Genomic DNA, 18,747 nt, shown 5'->3' with positions numbered 1-18,747 from the left:
TCAGTTCGCCTCGAAGCTAGGACATCTCATGCGCAAGATCCTGTTGGGCACCGCCGGCATCTCCTTCGCCGCCCTCGCCACCCTCCTGCCCGCCGCACCGGCGCAGGCGTACACCTACTGGGGCGCGATCGCGGTGTCCAGCAACGGCGACCTCGGCTGGTCGTGGAACTACGACACCGAGGCCGGAGCGAGCCGCGCCGCCGAGGACAAGTGCGGATACAGCGATTGCTCGACGGTCACCACGTTCACCGGCTGCGGCGCGGTGGCGTACTCCGAGATCATGAACAAGTACACCGGCGGCTACGGCGCCACCCGGGTAGAGGCGGAGAACGGCGCGCGCTGGTACAGCGATTCGGTGCTGGTGCACGACGCCGTCTGCAACGAGTGAGCCCACTGCGGCGAATGAGATGACCCGGGCTCGGTGCCGGCGTCGACCGTTTCCGGATGGCGCCGGCGGCGCGGGAATGTTCTCCGCGCCGGACCCGGCCGCGCCGCTCAGTCCGTGACGCCGATGTCCTCGTGCCAGAGTTCGGGCCGCTCGGCGATGAAGCGGGTCATCATCTCCACGCAGGCCGGGTCGTCCAGGACGGTGACGGAAACCCCGTGCGCGGCAAGCCATTCGTGGCCGCCGGAGAAGGTGCGGGCCTCGCCGACGACGACCGCGCCGATGCCGAACTGCCGGACCAGGCCGCTGCAGTACCAGCAGGGCGAGAGCGTAGTGACCATGATGGTGTCGCGGTAGTCGCGGCGGCGCCCGGCCCTGCGGAAGGCGTCGGTTTCGGCGTGCAGGCTGGGATCGTCCGACTGCACGCGGCGATTGTGCCCGCGCCCCAGCAGTTTTCCGGTGCTGTCGAACAGCGCGGCGCCGATCGGGATACCGCCCTCGTCCAGTCCGAGCTGGGCCTCTTCGTAGGCGGTGCGCAGCAGATCGTTCGGATTGATCATGCCGATCATGGTGCCACCGGAGCGGCGGCGCGCTCGGTACACGCGGTCGGCGCGAGCGGGCGAATCCCCCAGTCTGACTTCAGTTTACTAAATCCAGCCAGTAGGCTGGCGGGCATGGACAACGACTTCGCCCGATCGATGTGGCGGGTAATCGAACCGCTGCACGCCATCACGTACTTCGCGCCGGACTGCCGTGCGGCGAACAAGGCGCTCGGACTGCGCGGGTACTGGATGGGGTACTTCGCCACCCGCTCGGCGCCGATCGGAGCGGTCGGGCCGGGGGTCGTCGAGGCCACCTTCTTCAACTTCGCGCCCGCGATGGTGCGCCGCGCCCTGCCCGACGCCTGGAGTTTCGCGACCAGGGACGCGGTCCTGGACGGCCGGGTCGTCGCGGCCGCCGGTGTCCTGCGCACACTGGTTCCCGATATCGAGACCGTCGCCGGGAGCGCCCTGCCGATCCTGCACACCGCGATCGCCGACGCGCCCGCCGATGGCCGCACGCTCTTCGGCGCCAACCGCGATCTGCCGATTCCGCCCGATCCGGTCGCCGCGCTGTGGCAGGCGGTCACGACCCTGCGCGAGCATCGCGGCGACGGCCATGTCGCCTGCCTGCTCGCGGAGGGCATCGACGGCTGCGAGGCGCACGTGCTGTTCTCGGCGGCGACCGGCGTGCCCGCGACCGTGTGGCGCGATGTGCGCGGCTGGAGCGAATCCGATTGGGAGGCGGCCCGGCTGCGGCTGGAGACCCGCGGCCTGCTCACCGGCGACGAGATCACCGACGGCGGCCGGGCGCTGCACACCCACATCGAGGCCCGCACCGACGCCCTGGCGATGACCGCCTACCGCGACACCGCCGCGCACACCGAGATCCTCGACCTGCTGACCCCCGCCGCGACGGCGATCGCCCACAGCGGCACGGTCCCCTACCCCAACCCGATGGGCGCCGACCCGGCCTGAGGCACGGGCCGGGCGGCGGTGCCGTGCCGGCCGTCACGTGCGCGGGAGCACCGGGCGCGGGGTGTTCGTGCGAACATCCGCGCGGCGAATACGGGCCGATGTCGGATATAACCGGCAGACTCGTGGCATGGAGATCACAGCGGCCGTCGGGGCGGTGCTCGGCGCGTTCGGGCTCTCGGGCGCGGCGGGGCTCAACGCCTGGCTGCCACTTCTGCTGGTGGGGTTCGCCGACCGATTCGGCTGGATCGACCTGGGCGACTCGTACAGCTGGCTGTCCTCGACGCCGGCGCTGATCGGCGTCGCCGTGGTGTTCGTACTGGACCTGATCGGGGACAAGATCCCTGCCCTGGACTCGGTGCTGCACGGGTTCGGCGCGCTGGTGGCGCCGGCCTCGGGGGCGATCCTGTTCGCGGCCGAGACCAGCGTGTCCGCGCAGCTGCCGCCCGCCGTCGCCGCGATCCTCGGCGCCGTCACCGCGGGCAGTATCCACGCCGGGCGCACGGTGGCCCGCCCGTTCGTCACCGGAACCACCGGCGGCGTGGGCAATCCGGTGGTCTCGACCGCCGAGGACGGCACCTCCCTGGTGCTGACCGTGCTGGCCCTGGCGGTCCCGGTCCTGGCCTTCGTCGCCGTCCTGATCCTGCTGGTCGGCCTGACCTGGCTGGCCCTGCGTGCCCGCCGCTGGCTCCGCACCCGCAAGCAACGACGCGAGACCGCCGCCGGCGCGGACCCGATCGCCTGAGCGGCGGCCCGGACAACACGGCCGTCCGGGCGATTCACCCGGTTGTCTCGACGCCACCGGACGATTCGCCGCATCATCCCGCACATGCGCAGTTGAACGGCGCACAGCCGTCGAGCAGGTCGGGGCATCGGCCCGGACGCGGCGTGGCTTCGGTGCCGACGCGAGACCGCGCGTACCGGATCTGAACGCGACACGGCCGGCACCGGCAGGGATCGCTCCACCCGAGGGATCCGTTCCGGCCGGGCCGGTTGTGTGCGACCGGCCGCGCACGAGGCCGTGGCCGGCCGCGGGCGGGCGGTCTTCGCGAGCGCGCCGGAGGTAAGACTCGAGCAGGCGCACCGAGGCACCTGGCCAACGCCGAAAACCCTAGCGGGGCAGGTGGTCCGGGAGCGTGAGGTCGCGGATGAGCAGGGCGGTGTGGAGGGACGTGCGGGTCTCGCCGTCGTCGAGATCCACTTCGAGAAGACGTTCGATGCGGGCCAGGCGGTCGTAGAGGGTGGGGCGGCTGATGGTCAGGCGTTTGGCGAGTTCGGTCTTGTTGCCCGCCAAATCCAGGAATTGCCGCAGGGTACGGGTCAGGTCGGTGGCGTGGCGGATGTCGTGGCGCAGCAGGGCGCCCAGTTCGGTCTCGGCGAAACCCTGCACGCCCGGTTCGTCGCGGATCAGCGCGAGCAGGCCGCGCAGGCGGACATCGCCGCTGCGGTAGAACGGGCGGGGCGCGGCGGGGGTCAGGGCCAGGGCGACCTCGGCCACGTGCGCGGCGCGGGCGAGCTCACGGGCGGTGTCCAGCAACGACTCCGAGGCCGAGCTCACCCCGATGACCGCGCGATCCACCCCGGGCACCCGCCGGACCTCGCCGAGCACGGCGGTGCACACGGCGGTCAGCAGCGCGTCCAGCTCGCCCGTACGGGACAGCGCCAGTACGAGATTCACGCGATTGCCGTGTTCGGGGGTGGCCAGCGCGGTCGCCTTGGACAGCGCCACCCCGTGCAGCGCGGCATCGATGATCGCGGCCGTACGACGCTGGTGCGCAACGGGATCGGCCTCGACGGTCCCGGCCACATCCAGGGCCAGGGGTAGGTAGCGGGCCCGGCGGGCCAGGCCCAGGGTCGCGGCCATGGCGACCGCGTCGCGCTCGTCGGTGAGGCGGCCGGTGACCATGTCGTCGATGAGCCCGGTCTGAGCCTGGCGGTGCAGGCCGAAACGATCGCGCTCGATCATCCGGTGCAAGGTCAGGGTCTGGGCGGCGCGCTCGAGCACCACCCGGGCGCGGGCGGCCGGAATCGCGTTCCGCGCGTCCGATGCCGCCGGCGCGCGCACGATGAGCCGGCCCCAGGGCTGCGTGTGCGGGCCGACCGGCACCACGTTCGCGTCGCCGTCGGGCAGCAGCCGGGACGTCGTCTCCCACCGCTCGAGCAGCGCCGAGGTGGCGGTGTGCCGGGCGGTCGACGCCAGTACCCGGTGGGTCAGATCCTCGAGCACCACCGAGGCGTCCAGCATCCCGGCGGCGGTCTTGACGATCTCGGCCAGGGCGGCGCGGCGCACGCTCAGCGCGGTGAAGGTCTCGTGCACGGTGCGCGCGAACTCGAGTTCAGCGTACTGCTCGGCCACGATGATGCGGTGCACCGCCTCGGTGATCTCCACGAACCGCACCACCACGCGCAACGCCACCACCGGCAGGCCCAGCCGATCTGCGGTCTCCCCCACGCACGGCGGCAATTCCGGTACCGAGGTGCCCAATTCGACGAACAGGCCCGCGACCCCGGCGGCCGCGAGCGCCTCCAGATAGCCGACGGTGGCCGCCGCATCGCCCGCCAGCGCCTGGCCCGTGGTCAGGATCAGCTCCCCGCCCGCCAGCAGAGCCGCCACGTCGGGCAACTCGCTCACGTGCACCCAGCGCACCGGGCGCGTCAGCGACCCGCCGCCCGCGACCTCGGGTTGCCCGGCGCGCACCACCGGCATCGCCAGAATGTCAGCAACGGTGAGGAGCACCGACGAATCGTAATACCGCCAACGGAATTTCGTACAGATCGTCGGGACCGGCGCCCGCGCCCGGGGCGCACAGTGGAAACCGGGCCGCGGCCCGTCCCGACCGCCTCCGGAATCGAGGAGCTATGCAGACCATCGGACACTGGCTCGACGGCAAACCCTTCCCCGGCTCGGGCACCGCGACCGCGCCGGTGACCAATCCCGCGACCGGCGTGGTGACCGGACAGGTCGCGCTCGCCACCGCCGCCGACGTGCGCACCGTGGTGGACGCCGCCGTGGCCGCCTTCCCCGCGTGGCGCGATTCCTCCCTCGCCCGGCGCACCCAGGTGCTGTTCCGCTTCCGCGAACTGCTCAACGCGCGCAAACAGGAACTGGCCGCGCTGATCACCGCCGAGCACGGCAAGGTGCTGGGCGACGCCCTCGGCGAGGTCACGCGCGGGCTGGAGATCGTCGAATTCGCCTGCGGCATACCGCACCTGCTCAAGGGCGGCTACACCGAGAACGCGTCGAGCCGGGTCGACATCTTCTCGATCCGCCAGCCGCTGGGCCCGGTCGCGATCATCTCGCCGTTCAATTTCCCGGCCATGGTGCCCATGTGGTTCTTCCCGCTGGCCATCGGCGCCGGAAACACCGTGGTGCTCAAGCCGAGTGAGAAGGATCCCTCCGCGTCGCTGTGGCTGGCGGCGCTGTGGGAGGAGGCCGGGCTGCCGCCCGGGGTGTTCAACGTCGTGCAGGGCGACAAGGTCGCGGTCGACGAACTCCTGGCGCATCCGGCCATCCGGGCGGTGTCGTTCGTCGGTTCCACGCCGATCGCCGAATACGTGTACACCCACGGCACCGCCGCCGGAAAACGCGTCCAGGCGCTGGGCGGGGCCAAGAACCACATGGTGGTGCTGCCCGACGCGGATCTGGACCTGGCCGCGGACGCGGCGGTGAACGCCGGCTTCGGCTCGGCGGGCGAGCGCTGCATGGCCATCAGCGCGCTGGTCGCGGTCGGGCCGATCGCCGACGCGCTGGTGGCGCGAATCAGCGAGCGCGCCCGCACGATTCGCACCGGCGACGGCACCGCCGAATCGGATATGGGGCCGCTGGTCACGCGGGCGCACCGCGACCGGGTCGCGGACTACATCGCGGCCGGGGAAGCGGACGGGGCCGCGGTCGTGCTCGACGGGCGGGGCGTGCGCGCCGACGGTGACGAGAACGGATTCTGGCTCGGCCCGACGATTCTCGACCACGTCACCCCCGAGATGAGCGTGTACACCGACGAGATCTTCGGCCCGGTGCTCTCGGTCGTGCGGGTCGAGACCTACGACGAGGCGCTGGCCCTGATCAACGCCAACCGCTACGGCAACGGCACCGCCCTGTTCACCAACGACGGCGGCGCGGCCCGGCGCTTCCACAACGAGGTCGAGGTCGGCATGGTCGGGATCAACGTCCCCATCCCGGTTCCCATGGCGTACTACAGCTTCGGCGGGTGGAAGAACTCGCTCTTCGGTGATTCGCACGCGCACGGCGTGGACGGCGTGCACTTCTTCACCCGCACCAAGGCCGTCACCACCCGCTGGCTCGATCCCAGTCACGGCGGGCTGAATCTCGGCTTCCCGCAGAACAGTTGAGAGGACCCGTCATGACCCTGCCCAACGGATTGACCCTCGAGACCGCGCGCGCCGAGGCCGAGCGCGCGTACGAACTCGACCGCGCGCACGTCTTCCATTCGTGGTCGGCCCAGGCCACGCTCTCGCCCATGGTCGTGGCCGCCACCCAGGGCTCGTACGTGTGGGACGGCGCGGGCACCCGGTACCTGGATTTCTCCTCGCAGCTGGTGAACACCAACATCGGGCACCAGCATCCGAAAGTGGTGGCGGCCATCCAGGCCCAGGCCGCCAAGCTCTGCACCGTCGCGCCGCAGCACGCCAACGACGCGCGCTCGGAGGCCGCGCGGCTCATCGCCGAGCGCACACCCGGCGAACTCGACCGGGTGTTCTTCACCAACGGCGGGGCGGACGCGGTGGAGCACGCCGTGCGCATGGCGCGCCTGCACACCGGGCGCTACAAGGTGCTCGCGCGGTATCGCTCGTACCACGGCGGCACCGAGACCGCGGTCAATCTGACCGGGGACCCGCGCCGCTGGCCGAATGATCACGGCAACGCCGGGGTCGTGCACTTCTTCGGGCCGTTCCTGTATCGGACGCAATTCCATTCCGGCACCGAGGAACAGGAGTCGCAGCGGGCGCTCGAGCATCTCGAGCAGACGATCGCGTTCGAGGGGCCGGGCACGATCGCCGCCATCATCCTCGAGCCGGTGCCCGGCACCGCGGGGATCATGGTGCCGCCGCCGGGCTACCTGGCGGGCGTGCGCGAGCTGTGCGACCGGCACGGCATCGTGCTCATCGCCGACGAGGTGATGGCGGGGTTCGGGCGGACCGGAAAGTGGTTCTCCATCCAGCATTTCGACGTGACGCCCGATCTGCTCACCTTCGCCAAGGGCGTGAACTCGGGGTACGTGCCGCTCGGCGGGGTGGCGATCGCGCCGCACATCGCGGCGACCTTCGCCGACCGCCCGTACCCGGGCGGGCTCACCTACTCCGGGCATCCCCTCGCCACGGCCGCGGCGGTGGCGACCATCAACGCCATGACCGAGGAGCGGATCGTCGAGAACGCCGCGCACATAGGCGAACACGTGCTCGGGCCGGGGCTGCGGGAGCTGGCCGAACGGCATCCGAGCGTCGGCGAGGTGCGCGGGCGCGGGGTCTTCTGGGCGGTGGAACTGGTGCGCGATCGCGAGACCCGCGAACCCCTGGCCCCGTACGGCGGGACCAGTCCGGCCCTGACCGAGACCGTCGCCGCCGCCAAGGCCGCCGGGCTGCTGCTGTTCAACAACTTCAACCGGATTCACGCCGTGCCGCCGTGCACGGTCTCCGAGGCCGAGACCCGCGAGGGGCTCGCGATTCTGGATCAGGCGCTGAAGGTGGCGGACGAGTACGCGGACTCGGCCGGGTAGCCGGGGCCGCCGAATATCGGTCCGTCCAACAGGATTCGGCTCCGGTCGGCACCCATAGCCGGGCCCGTCCCGGCCACCACGCGTGCCGACCCGGCGGCCGCGACCGAGTTCACCCGACGGCGGACGTGGAAGCACACCGGCCGGGACGGACCGAAATCGGCTGCCGCCCCGGACTACTCGTCAGGCCGCGGGCGACCGCAGGACCAGGACGGTGATCTCGCTCGGGGCGAAGACCCGCAGCTGCGGACCCCAGAAACCGGTGCCGCGGCTGGTGTAGAGCTGGGTGTGCTCGCTGTGCCGGCTCAGCCCGGCCACCACGGGCTGATCCAGGCGGACCAGGTAGCGGAACGGCCAGATCTGGCCGCCGTGGGTGTGGCCGGAGATCTGGAGCGCGACTTCGGCTTTCACCGCGTCGGTGATCTGCTTGGGCTGATGGGCCAGCAGGATCACCGGGAGCTCGGGGTCCGCGCCGGTCAGGGCGGCGGGTAGATCGGGGCCGTGCCCGGGCACGGCCACGCCGGTGGGATCGTCGATGCCGGCGATGATCAGGCGCGCGCCGTTGTGGGTCAGGGTCTCGTGCTGGTTGCGCAGCGGCTGCCAGCCCAGGCCCGCCATGTGCTCGATCCAGCCGGGCGCGTCACCGAAGTACTCGTGGTTGCCGGTGATGTAGAAGCGGCCGAGCGCGGCCTCCACCTTGCCGAGCGGATCCACCTGCGCGCGCCGCTTGGCGACCGAACCGTCGGCCAGATCGCCCGCGTGGCAGGCGATGTCGGGCCGCTGCGCGTTGACCGTCTCGACCACCCGCTCGGACCAGCGCAGCCGGTCGGTGGCGGCGTAGTGCGTGTCGGTGACGACCACGACCCGCAGCCCGTCCAGCGCGGGCGCGAGCTTGGGGATGGTCACCTCGACGGTCTTCACCCGCGGCAGCCGCCGGGCCTCGTAGATACCCCAGGCCGTCAGCACCGCCGAGATCGCCAGGACGCCGAGCGCCACCACACGCGATCGCACCGGATCGTCCACGCCCGCGACGATCAGCACCGCCCGGGCCACCGCCCCGATGGCCGACCAGCTGAACAGCACCCACAGGATGCCGAGCATGGTGTCCCCCACCAGCGCCGCCGCGTCGGACTCGCGCGGCCCGTGCCCGGCCACCATCGCGAGCGGCAACGCCACGTACCCCAGCAGGAACACCGCGGTCCCCGCCCAGAACGCCGCCCCCGACAGCGTCGTGTACACCAGCAGCCACCACGGGAGCAGGAACAGCAGTGCCGGAACGACCAGCATGAATACCGCGCGCGGAATCTTTATCACCAGGAGCTCATCCTCGAGAGGGGACCGTGCCCGGAAAGACCTCCGGCCACCGCAAACTCCCTCGACGATACCCGCGGGTAGCCCGGGCCTGCCGAGCCCGCTAACCACGTTCGGAGCGCCCGGAACACCCCGCCCGCAGGCCATGCCCGCCCCGACGACGCGTTTCGTAGGAACCCCTCGTCCCGCGCGACCGGTCGGGCGTTCGCGCTGAGCGCAACGGGCCCGCTCGCTCACCGTGCGCGAGCATCAGGTGCGGCGCACCGCGATCGGTTCTTGCGCGCCGCCACAGCCGCCCAGCAACCGGCGGATCGGTATCGCCTCACGATGCTGCCGCGCGCGAGTGCCGAACCCGGTGGCCGCACAGGCACAGGTGGGTTACCGAATCCCGGCGGCCGGGTGCCGAATCCGCGTGATCCAAGCGCATCGGGTGCGCCGTAGCCTCAGGCGATCTCGGCGGTCAGGCTCGCTATCTCGGCGGTCAGGTTCGCGCGGGCCGGGGCGTCGTAGCGGGCGCGGGCGGTGGGGGTGCGAAAGAGGTTGTCCTGCTGGACGAGTGCGGTCAGGACCGCGGCGCGGCCGGGGCGGAACAGATCGTCGGGGACGTGGGCGTACTCGGCGCGGACCGCACGCGTGTAGGCGGCGTAGGACGGCGCTTCGGCGGCCAGGATGGCCAGGTCGGCGTCGCACAGGACCGCGCCGTTGCGATCGCCCGGGTCGGGGGTGTGGCCCGCGGTCAGGCGGACCAGGCGGGCCACCTCGGCGACGGTGTCCGCGTTCAGACCCAGTGCGGGCAGGGTCTTCTCGGCCAGCTGCGCGCTGGCCTCCTCGTTGTCGGGGCGGTCCACGGCGTAGATCGCGTCGTGGAAGAAGGCCGCGTAGCGCACGGCGGCGATATCGTCGGCGTCGGCCTGCAGGTCGTCGATGACGGTGAGCATGGCGGCCAGGTGCTCCACGGTGTGGTACCGGCGGTGCGGCTCGCGATAGCGCCGCACCAGATCCTCCCCCACCCCGCGCGCCGACGGCCCGGCCAGCTCGATCCAGCGGTCCAGCAATACTGCGTCGAGGTTCCCCATCCTGGCAGTGTGCCGAATCAGCGCCTCCGGCAACACCCCTCGCGGGCGGTGCTTTTCACCACGCCGCCCGCTTCACGGCAATAGCCCGATTTGCACTCGGGCCCAGCGCTTCCGGGCTCAGTTCTTCTGGGCTTCGTCCTGCGCGTGCTGCGCCTGCGAGAGCTGCTCGGGGGTGTAGCGCAGGGTCAGCGCGAGCAGGCCCATGACCGCGGTGCCGAGCGCGCACACCAGCAGCACCAGCATGTACCCGCTGCCGAGTGCGGCGATCTGCATCTCGTTCATGTCGGTCACCTTGCCGTTGGTCCCGTCCAGCGACAGCGTGCGCGAGAGCGCGACCGGGCTCAGCAGGCCGACCGCGAACGGCGTGCCCATGTTCATGAACATCTGCCCGACCGCGGACAGTGGGCCGATGTTGGCCATGTCCACCCCGACCAGCACGCACAGCGGCAGGATCACGATGACCACGCCGACGGTCGCGCCGACCACCGACAGCAGCAACAGCAGCGTCGGGAAGTACTGCACCGAACCGTCGAGGGTCGAACCGAAGTACAGGGCGGCCGACAGCAGCATCGCGGCGCCGAACAGCAGCCAGCGCGGCTGCACGTACTGCACGGCCTTGGACGCGACGGCCGTGCCGACGCCCGCGCCGAGGGTGAACGGGATGCTGGCCAGACCCGCGTTGAGCGGGGTGTAGTCGAGCACGTTCTGCAGGAACTGCGCCACGAAGAAGGTGGTCGCGCCCAGCACGCCCGAGGCCAGGAAGATGGCGATGAACGAGATCACGCGATCGCGGCTGTCGAACAGCGACCACGGCAGCAGCGGGTTCTTCACGTTGCGCTCGGCGAAGACGAACAGCAGCAGCAGCGCCAATCCGCCGATCAGCGAGCCGAGAATGATCGGGCTGTCCCAGCCCATCTGCGGTCCCTCGGTCGCGCCGAAGACGATCGCCGCGCACGCGACGGTGCCCAGCACCGCGCCGCGCACGTCGAGCGAGACCCGGTGGTGTTCGGTGTCCTGCAGCACCTTGATCGCGCCGAGCACGATGAGGATGCCGATCGGCACGTTGATCCAGAAGATCCAGCGCCAATCCAGTTCGGTGAGCGCGCCGCCGACCACCAGGCCGCCGACCGAGCCGACGCCGACCATGGAACCGAAGATGGCCACCGCCTGGTTGCGCGCCGGGCCGGGCGCGAAGGTGCTGGCCACCAGCGCGAAGGCGGTCGGGGCGGCGATGGCCGCGCCGGTGCCCTGCAGGGCGCGCGCGGCGATCAGCCAGGCTTCGTTCTGCGCGGTGCCGCATAGGGCCGAGGCGAGGGTGAACAGCGCGACGCCGTAGATCAGCATGCGCTTGCGGCCGAAGGAATCGCCGAGCCGGCCGCCCAGCAGCATCAGGCCCGCGAACGGCAGACCGTACGCGGTGACGGTCCACGCGCTGCCCGCGCTGGACAGGCCCATCTGCTCCTGAAGCCTGGGCAGCGCGAGAATCATGACGGTGCCGTCGAGCACCACCATCAGCTGCAACCCGCTCAAGACGAGAATCGCGAGCCCGAACGCCCGCTTGGTCACCGGATACTGCATCGTCGCAGCGGGGTTATCGAGCACGCGCCCACTGTAGTGGATGGCCTGCCGCGAACCGGATCGAACTTCTTCCACAATGGGTTATGACGGCGACGAAACAGCCCGTCGCCGCATCGGATCGCCAGGTCAGAGCAGGGTCTCGAACTCGCGATAGGCACGATGGTTCCGGAAATGGCGGGCGTACGCGGCCGCTCAGACCGCGCCGGTCTCCGCGTCCGGCGCGCCCGCGATGAAACCGGCGGTCGGCCCGATGACGATGATCGCCGGCGGGCGGATCGCCTCGGCGCGCACGGTGTCCGCGGCCGTGGCCAGGTCCGCGCGCACGATGCGCTGGGTGCGCAGGCTGCCCTCCTGGATGATGGTGACCGGGGTGTCGCCCGCGCGCCCGCCGGCGAGCAGGGCGGCGGCGAACTGCTCGATCCGCTCGACCGCCATGAGCAGCACGATGGTGCCGCGCAACCGGGCCAGGGCGGGCCAATCCACCAGCGAGTCCGGGTGATCCGGCGCGACGTGGCCGCTGACCACGACGAACTCGTGGGTGACGCCGCGATGGGTGACCGGGATACCGGCCAGCGCCGGCACCGAGATCGCGCTGGTGACGCCCGGGACGACGGTCACCGGGACACCGGCCTCGACGCAGGCCTCGAGTTCCTCGTAGCCGCGGCCGAAGACGTACGGGTCGCCGCCCTTGAGCCGGACCACGAACTTGCCGGCCTTGGCGCCCTCGATGAGCGCGGCGTTGATGGCCTCCTGCGCCATGGCGCGGCCGTACGGGATCTTGGCCGCGTCCACGACCTCGACGTCGGGGCCGAGTTCGGCGAGCAGCTCGGGCGGGGCGAGCCGGTCGGCGACAACGAGATTGGCGTGCGCGAGCAGGCGGCGGCCGCGCACGGTGATCAGATCCGGATCGCCGGGGCCGCCGCCGATGAGGGCGACGCCGGGCGCGACGGGCTCCGAATCATCGCTCACCACACCGGATTGCAGCGCTTCGAGCAGCGCGTTGCGGATCGCGGCCGAGCGGCGGTGCTGCCCGCCCGCGAGCACGCCCAGGCTCATGCCGTCGTAGCGCGCGGTGGCGGGGGTGACGGCGGTGCCGAGCCGGGCGGTGTCCGCGCGGACGCAGAACACGCGGCGGCTGGTGGCCTCGGCGACCACGGCCGCGTTGGTCTCGGGCTCATCGGTGCAGGCCATGACGTACCAGGCGCCGTCGAGATCGCCGTCGGCGTAGTCGCGCAGTTCCAGGGTGATCTGCTCGGAGGTCGCCATGCCCTCCACGGCCGGGGTGGCCTCGCGGGCGATCACGTGTACCTGCGCGCCGGAGGCGATGAGCAGGCCGAGACGGCGCTGGGCGACGGTGCCACCACCGACGACTACGACGCGGCGACCGTTCAGATCGAGCCCGACCAGGTAGTTCGGGTCACCTACGGGCTGGTCCTGCGATGCGGCTGACGTGTTCGGCACAAGGATTGAGCCTACGGCGTGTATTCGCGAAGGTAACAATCGCCTCGCGGCTGTCGCGCCGGGTTCGCCCGAAAGGTCCGTGGCGCGGGCGCTGGTCCCGCCCACCTGCGCGGGATCGCCCGGGCACGTTCCTATGCTGTGCCGCTATGACACTCGCCAGCGCAGCGCACGCGATGCTCGTTCCCGCACTACGGATTTGCGCGGTGCTGACCGTCCTACTCCTGCCCGCGACGAGTTCGGCGATAGGCACCGCCGACGCCCCGGCGGCCGCCACCGTGGAGGCCGGGTACGCCGAGCGCGGGCCGTGGGCGGTGACCGCCGTACCCGGCTTCGGCTGCTGCGACTCCAGCGGCGCGTCCTACGACCTGTGGCGGCCCGCCGACCTGGGCGCCGGCGGCGTCCGGCACCCGATCGTCACCTGGGGCAACGGCACGAACGCCACGCCCGATCAGTACGCCCACCTGCTCGAGCACCTGGCGTCGTGGGGTTTCGTGGTCGTCGCCGCGCGCAATCAGCAGACCGGCTCGGGCAAGGACATCGCGGGCGCGGTGGAGTACCTGCTGCGCCAGGCCGAGGATCCGGCGAGCCCGCTGTACAACAGAGTCGATCCGGACGCGGTCGGGGCCGTCGGCCATTCCCAGGGCGCGACGGGAGTGCTCAACGCGATGGCGCTGTCCGGCGGCAGAATCAAGACGGCGGTTCCGCTGGAGCTGCCGATTCAACTCTGGTGTTCGACCGGCTCGTGGTGCCCGGACATCGCGGGCTCCGGGCACGGGTCGATCTTCCTGGTGAACGGATCGGCGGACGGGGTGATCTCCCCGTCCCGGCAACTGCTGCCGCCGCAGGTCATCGGCCTGCAATCGATCCAGGCGTACTACGAGGCGATTCCGGCGAGCGTTCCCAAGGTCTGGGGCACGCTCGCCGAGGTGAATCACAATGACGTGCAAGGTAAGCCGCAGTGCTCGCGGACCATTGCGCTGTGCGCGCTGGGCGTGCACGGCTACCTCGGCTATCCGACCGCGTGGCTCGCGGCCAGACTGCTGGGCGACACCGCCGCCCAGCGAGCCTTCGTATCCGGGACCGGGGAGTTCTTCACACGGAATCCGAACTGGGCCAACCAGATCGGCAATATCACCGACTGAGGTCCGGTCGTCAGTTGGCGGGGAAGTCCTGCACGAAGTGAATACCCCTGTCCCGCAGCGGGAATCGCTCGGGATCCAGGAGGGTCAGCGTCATCGTCACCGGACTGCCGGACAATTCACCGGCGAGCACGAGCCGGTCCGGCGCGGGACGCTCGACGGTGAACTCCCCCAGGGGTTTCGGGGTCGCGGCCGGATCGGCCGCGGCCTCGGGATCGGTCAGGGTGAGCCGGCGGGCCTCGGGGTCGAGGTCGACGGCGACCATCGCCAGCGTGTCATCCATCCGCTGATAGTGGGCGAACGGCACCTCCTCCAGAATCAGTCGCCGCCAGCGGGTTTCGTCGGTCAGCAGCGGCGGCACCGGCTGCCCGTCCCGGGTGAACTCGGTAACGTCCCAGATCCCGGCGAGCGGGGAACGCTCACGCCCCCCGCCCCATTCGTGCCAGCCGTCCCACTGCGCGAACGAGTTCCCCACCAGGAACCACACCGCCAGCACCAGCTGGGCCACCACTACGGCCCGCGTCGCGCGCGGCCCGCGCACCGCCGGCGGAGTCCGCGCCGGGCCCGCGGCCCGCCCGGTCAGCAGCAGCGTCAGGCGCCGGGCCTCGGGCGCCAGCAGCACCAGGCACAGCAGCAGCAGGTGGAACGACAGCAGCTTGACGGGCACGTCGTAGGTCATGTTCAGCACCCACACCTGCGCCATGCTCACCAGGCTCAGCAGCACCCCGGCCAGCGCGGTGCGCGGTATCAGCAGCAGGACGCCACCGAGCACCTCGGCCACGCCGAGCAGGATTTCGTACACCGGCGAGGCGCCCACCTGCGTCCACAGCAGCGACATGTGCGAGAGCTCGCCCAGTGGGGTGACCAGCGCGGACAACGCCGGCTCCGGCATCTGGGTCGGGATCATCTTGGCGAAGCCGTACAGCAGCATCTGCCCGGCCAGGAACACGCGCACGGCGAGCAGGAACCAGCCGGCCAGTCGGCGATAGTCGGTGCGCCGGCGATCCAGCAGCGTCCACACCAGCGTGGCGAGCACCGCCAGCAGCAACAGGCCGAAGACCAGAACCCACAGGTAGGTCTGATCACCGCTGCCCGAATCGGTGTTAAGGCTCGCCTCCACGCCGAAGACCGTGCGGCCCAGCCACTCCACGACCGGACTCGGCAGCTGCGCGAACGAGAGCACGGCGTCGTCGGGCAGCCAGCGCGCCAGCGGGCCGGTGAAGGCGAACAGCAGCTGTGGATAGCCGAGGCAGAACAGCGTGACGTAGGCGAAAACGAAGCGGAATCCGATCCTGGCCAACGGATTCCAAGCCCGCGCCGATTCCACCGGCGCGGGGCCGAGATCGGTCTCGGGGTCGATCGTGCTGGTACTCATCCGGTCCTCCCGCTCGGAACTGCTCGTTCCGACGATAGGAATCACCGCGGCCGGACACCTCCGGGATGACCCTGAGCGATCCCCGGTTCCCGGCGTCGCTCCGATACCCCCGGGGGCGTACGTGCTCGCACTACCGGCGCCACCGGGACCGAATCGAGCACCATCCCATTCACCGGTACTTACCATGCGAATCCCTGTCCCAACAGACTGGAACACGTTACATTTTCTTGGCACCGTGTTATCCGGATCACACCGGTCCTGTCCGACCTCTGTGCGCCGCATCGACACGCCCGCTTCAGCGCGCCAGGAGGAAACCGAACATGTCGGCCGACGACCCGAATCAGAGATGGGAACTCACCGTCTCCGATCGCGACAACGACGAACTCGCGAATCAACTGGCGCAGTGGCTCGCCACCAAGGTCGACGCCGACGAAGCGCCGCGCGTCACCTCGCTCACCAAACCGCAGGCGGGCGGCATGTCCAGCACCACCCTGCTGTTCGACGCCGAATGGACCGTGGCCGGACAGCCCGAGGGCGGCTCGTTCGTGGCCCGGCTCGCACCGGAGGAGAGCTCGTTCCCGGTCTTCGAGAAATACGACCTGGAAACCCAGTACGCCATCATGGCCGGGGTCGCCGCGGCCACCGACGCGCCGCTGCCGCCGCTGTGCTGGCTCGAGACCGATCCTGCGGTGCTGGGGTCCACCTTCTTCGTCATGCGACGGGTGAACGGGCGGGTGTGCGAGGACAATCCGCCGTACGTGTTCTTCGGCTGGGTCTTCGACGCCACGCCCGAGCAGCGGTTCGAGATCACCCGCAAGACCGTCGAGGTCATCGCCACGGTGCACGGCATCGACCGGCCCGAAGAGCGTTTCCCCATGCTCGACGGCGAGGGCTCGGCGCTGCGCAGGCACTTCGACGCCCAGAAGCGCTGGTACGACTGGGCGCTGGCGAACGACGGCTACCGCATCCCGCTGCTCGAGCGCACCTTCGAGTGGCTCGAACAGAACTGGCCGCAGGATTCCGGGCCCGACGTGCTCACCTGGGGTGACGCGCGGCCCGGCAACATCATGTTCGCCGAGGACGAGGGCGCGGACACCGTGGCCGTGCTCGACTGGGAGATGGCCGCCATCGGCCCGCGCGAACTGGATGTGGCCTGGCCCATCCTGATTCACCGTTTCTTCCAGGACATCGCGACCAGGTTCGATCAGCCCGGGCTGCCGGACTTCCTGCGCCGCAGCGACATCGAGAAGCTGTACGAGGAGGCCACCGGGCACGCCGTGCGCGACCTGGACTGGTACCTCATGTACGCGGCACTGCGCCACGGCATCGTCATGGGCCGCATCAAGCGGCGCATGATCCATTTCGGCGAGGACACCGACACCGCCGATCGCGACGACTACGTCATGCACCGTCCGCTGCTCGAGGCCCTCCTCGACGGCACCTACGCCTGGGATTGAGAGATATGCGACCCATGATCGGCCCGCTGGACGAATACCCCATCCACCAGACGCCACAGCCGATGGCGCGGGTATCGAGCAGCGACAAGAACTTCTACGACCGCAGCTACTACAACGCCATCGACACCACCGGCGACCTCATGCTCATCACCGGGTTCGGCGTGTACCCGAACCTGGGGGTCAAGGACGCGTTCGCCACCGTGCGGCGCGGGAACACCCAGCACACGGTGCGCTTCTCCGACGCCCTGGACCAGCGCGGGCTGGACCTGGCCGTGGGCGGCTACCGCATCGAGGTCCTCGAACCCCTGCACAAGCTGCGGGTCGTGGCCGAGCACGAGGACCTGTCCTTCGACATGACCTGGGAGGGTTCGCATCCGGTCGTGCAGGAGGAAGCGCACACCATCATCACCGGCATGAACAAGGCGATGATCGACGCGCAGCGCTTCGCGCAGGTCGGAACCTGGTCCGGCACACTGCACGTGGACGGCACCGACTTCACCGTCGATCCCGGCGCCTGGGTCGGCACCCGCGACCGCTCCTGGGGTATCCGGCCGGTCGGTGACGCCGATCCGGCGGGGCGCGTGGCGTCCGAGCCGTCCGAGGGCTTCTGGTGGCTGTACGTGCCGCTGCGCTTCGACGACTACTCGATCATCGTGATCGTGCAGGAGGAGCCCAACGGCTTCCGCACGCTCAACGACGCGACTCGTATCTGGCACGACGGCCGCATCGAGCAATTGGGCTGGCCCCGAGTGCATCTGACGTACAGGTCCGGCACCCGGATCCCGACCGCCCTGCGCCTGGAACTCACCACCCCGGACGGCAAGCCGCTCGAGGTGGAGGTCGAGGCGGGCACCCATATCGCGCTGCACGTGGGCTGCGGCTACGGCGGCGACCCGGACTGGGTGCACGGTCAGTGGAAGGGCCGCGGCTTCGCCGAGAGCCAGAGCTACGACCTGACCGACCCGGCGATCGCCGGCCGCGTGCCCTTCGGCGTGATCGATCACGTCGGCCGGGCCCGCTGCAACGGCGACCAGGGCTGGGGCCTGTTCGAGCACGGCTCCCTGGGCCGCCACGATCCCACCGGCTTCGCCGATTGGGGCTCGGTGGCCCCCTGATCCACCCCGACCGCGAATCGCTCTCCCACACAGGGTGATTCGCCCGGCCGCCGCACCCCCATACCCAACCTGCCGGGGTGCGGCGGCCGCTCCATGTCACCGGGTGGTCACCGGTGTTCGACCAGGCAGAACTCGTGCCCCTCGGGGTCGGCCATCACCACGACGACCCCGCCCGGATGCTCGTGCCGCTCCCCGGTCGAGCTGCCGCCCAGCGCGATCACCTGGGCCATCCCCGCGGCGATGTCGTCGACCGCGATGTCGAGGTGCAACCGCACCTTGCCCCGCGCAGGTTCCCCCACCGGCTGAAAGACCAACCGCGGCTGCGCGTCTCCCGCCTCCCCCAGGTAGACCCACCCCGCCTCCGAAGGCCCCGGCGCCCGCTCGAGCAGCGCGCTCCAGAAGCCCGCCACCCGCCCGACGTCCACACAGTCGACCGTCACGCCCACCCACCGGTTCACCACCCCGTCAGTATCGCCCGGTGCGGCGGGACCCGCGCCGGATCGGCACGGCGGCAAACCAACCCGGGGGGGTCCCGCCGCGGTCAGGGCCGGGGCAATACCGCCCCGGCCCCGGGGTTGGCCCCGCCTTTTCCGTTGCGGTTGCG

The 18,747-nt window shown here is 70.8% G+C and carries 16 protein-coding genes; 8 read left to right on the top strand and 8 right to left on the bottom strand.

Annotated elements, in window-relative coordinates:
- The first annotated feature begins 28 nt into the window (after positions 1–28).
- Entirely contained in the window at positions 29–388 is a 360-nt protein-coding gene (locus ACWIGI_RS20120) for a DUF4189 domain-containing protein (RefSeq protein ID WP_454203931.1), read from the top strand.
- Positions 389–495: 107 nt separating this feature from the next.
- Here ACWIGI_RS20120 and ACWIGI_RS20115 read toward each other — a convergent pair whose 3' ends face one another.
- Positions 496–945 carry a nucleoside deaminase gene (locus ACWIGI_RS20115; protein WP_454203930.1) on the bottom strand — a complete coding sequence of 150 codons (450 nt, stop codon included), beginning with the start codon at positions 943–945 and terminating at the stop codon, positions 496–498.
- 114 nt (positions 946–1,059) lie between these two features.
- Here ACWIGI_RS20115 and ACWIGI_RS20110 point away from each other — a divergent pair, with 114 nt between their 5' ends.
- Together ACWIGI_RS20110 and ACWIGI_RS20105 are read left to right on the top strand one after the other, a co-directional pair.
- Positions 1,060–1,902, top strand: a complete 843-nt coding sequence (locus ACWIGI_RS20110) for an SCO6745 family protein (RefSeq protein ID WP_454203929.1) — start codon at positions 1,060–1,062, stop codon at positions 1,900–1,902.
- 127 nt (positions 1,903–2,029) lie between these two features.
- Positions 2,030–2,644, top strand: coding sequence for a DUF4126 domain-containing protein (locus ACWIGI_RS20105; protein ID WP_454203928.1), 615 nt, complete (start codon positions 2,030–2,032; stop codon positions 2,642–2,644).
- Between the two features lie 366 nt (positions 2,645–3,010).
- Here the strand turns inward: ACWIGI_RS20105 and ACWIGI_RS20100 are convergent, their stop codons facing one another.
- Positions 3,011–4,636 (bottom strand): PucR family transcriptional regulator, encoded by a 1,626-nt coding sequence (locus ACWIGI_RS20100; RefSeq protein WP_454203927.1) that lies wholly within the window; start codon positions 4,634–4,636, stop codon positions 3,011–3,013.
- Between the two features lie 122 nt (positions 4,637–4,758).
- Between ACWIGI_RS20100 and ACWIGI_RS20095 the strand changes: the two genes are divergently transcribed.
- Together ACWIGI_RS20095 and ACWIGI_RS20090 are read left to right on the top strand one after the other, a co-directional pair.
- A complete protein-coding gene (locus ACWIGI_RS20095) occupies positions 4,759–6,249 on the top strand; it encodes a CoA-acylating methylmalonate-semialdehyde dehydrogenase (protein WP_454203926.1) in 1,491 nt (496 codons plus the stop codon).
- An 11-nt stretch (positions 6,250–6,260) separates the two neighbouring features.
- Positions 6,261–7,634 (top strand): aminotransferase class III-fold pyridoxal phosphate-dependent enzyme, encoded by a 1,374-nt coding sequence (locus tag ACWIGI_RS20090; protein ID WP_454203925.1) that lies wholly within the window; start codon positions 6,261–6,263, stop codon positions 7,632–7,634.
- Between the two features lie 180 nt (positions 7,635–7,814).
- Here the strand turns inward: ACWIGI_RS20090 and ACWIGI_RS20085 are convergent, their stop codons facing one another.
- From ACWIGI_RS20085 to cobA, 4 genes are all read right to left on the bottom strand, one after another.
- On the bottom strand, positions 7,815–8,918 hold the full coding sequence (locus ACWIGI_RS20085) for a metallophosphoesterase (RefSeq protein ID WP_454204154.1): 1,104 nt from the start codon (positions 8,916–8,918) through the stop codon (positions 7,815–7,817).
- 467 nt (positions 8,919–9,385) lie between these two features.
- On the bottom strand, positions 9,386–10,018 hold the full coding sequence (locus ACWIGI_RS20080; protein WP_454203924.1) for an HD domain-containing protein: 633 nt from the start codon (positions 10,016–10,018) through the stop codon (positions 9,386–9,388).
- Between the two features lie 117 nt (positions 10,019–10,135).
- Positions 10,136–11,596, bottom strand: coding sequence for an MFS transporter (locus ACWIGI_RS20075; RefSeq protein ID WP_454204153.1), 1,461 nt, complete (start codon positions 11,594–11,596; stop codon positions 10,136–10,138).
- Between the two features lie 192 nt (positions 11,597–11,788).
- Positions 11,789–13,057 carry a uroporphyrinogen-III C-methyltransferase gene (gene cobA, locus ACWIGI_RS20070; RefSeq protein ID WP_454203923.1) on the bottom strand — a complete coding sequence of 423 codons (1,269 nt, stop codon included), beginning with the start codon at positions 13,055–13,057 and terminating at the stop codon, positions 11,789–11,791.
- A 146-nt stretch (positions 13,058–13,203) separates the two neighbouring features.
- Here cobA and ACWIGI_RS20065 point away from each other — a divergent pair, with 146 nt between their 5' ends.
- Positions 13,204–14,199 (top strand): poly(ethylene terephthalate) hydrolase family protein, encoded by a 996-nt coding sequence (locus ACWIGI_RS20065; RefSeq protein ID WP_454203922.1) that lies wholly within the window; start codon positions 13,204–13,206, stop codon positions 14,197–14,199.
- 10 nt (positions 14,200–14,209) lie between these two features.
- Here ACWIGI_RS20065 and ACWIGI_RS20060 read toward each other — a convergent pair whose 3' ends face one another.
- Positions 14,210–15,571 carry a DoxX family protein gene (locus tag ACWIGI_RS20060; RefSeq protein ID WP_454203921.1) on the bottom strand — a complete coding sequence of 454 codons (1,362 nt, stop codon included), beginning with the start codon at positions 15,569–15,571 and terminating at the stop codon, positions 14,210–14,212.
- A 320-nt stretch (positions 15,572–15,891) separates the two neighbouring features.
- On the opposite strand from ACWIGI_RS20060, the gene ACWIGI_RS20055 reads away from it, so the two are divergent.
- Positions 15,892–17,028 carry a phosphotransferase family protein gene (locus ACWIGI_RS20055; protein ID WP_454203920.1) on the top strand — a complete coding sequence of 379 codons (1,137 nt, stop codon included), beginning with the start codon at positions 15,892–15,894 and terminating at the stop codon, positions 17,026–17,028.
- A gap of 14 nt (positions 17,029–17,042) precedes the next feature.
- A complete protein-coding gene (locus ACWIGI_RS20050) occupies positions 17,043–18,143 on the top strand; it encodes a hypothetical protein (RefSeq protein ID WP_454204152.1) in 1,101 nt (366 codons plus the stop codon).
- 107 nt (positions 18,144–18,250) lie between these two features.
- On the opposite strand, the gene ACWIGI_RS20045 is transcribed toward ACWIGI_RS20050, so the two are convergent.
- A complete protein-coding gene (locus ACWIGI_RS20045) occupies positions 18,251–18,604 on the bottom strand; it encodes a VOC family protein (protein ID WP_454203919.1) in 354 nt (117 codons plus the stop codon).
- Positions 18,605–18,747: the final 143 nt, after the last annotated feature.

It is taken from the genome of Nocardia sp. NPDC055321, assembly GCF_053645575.1.
Note: the sequence above shows the minus strand (reverse complement) of the source record. Positions and strands in the feature narration are given on the sequence as shown.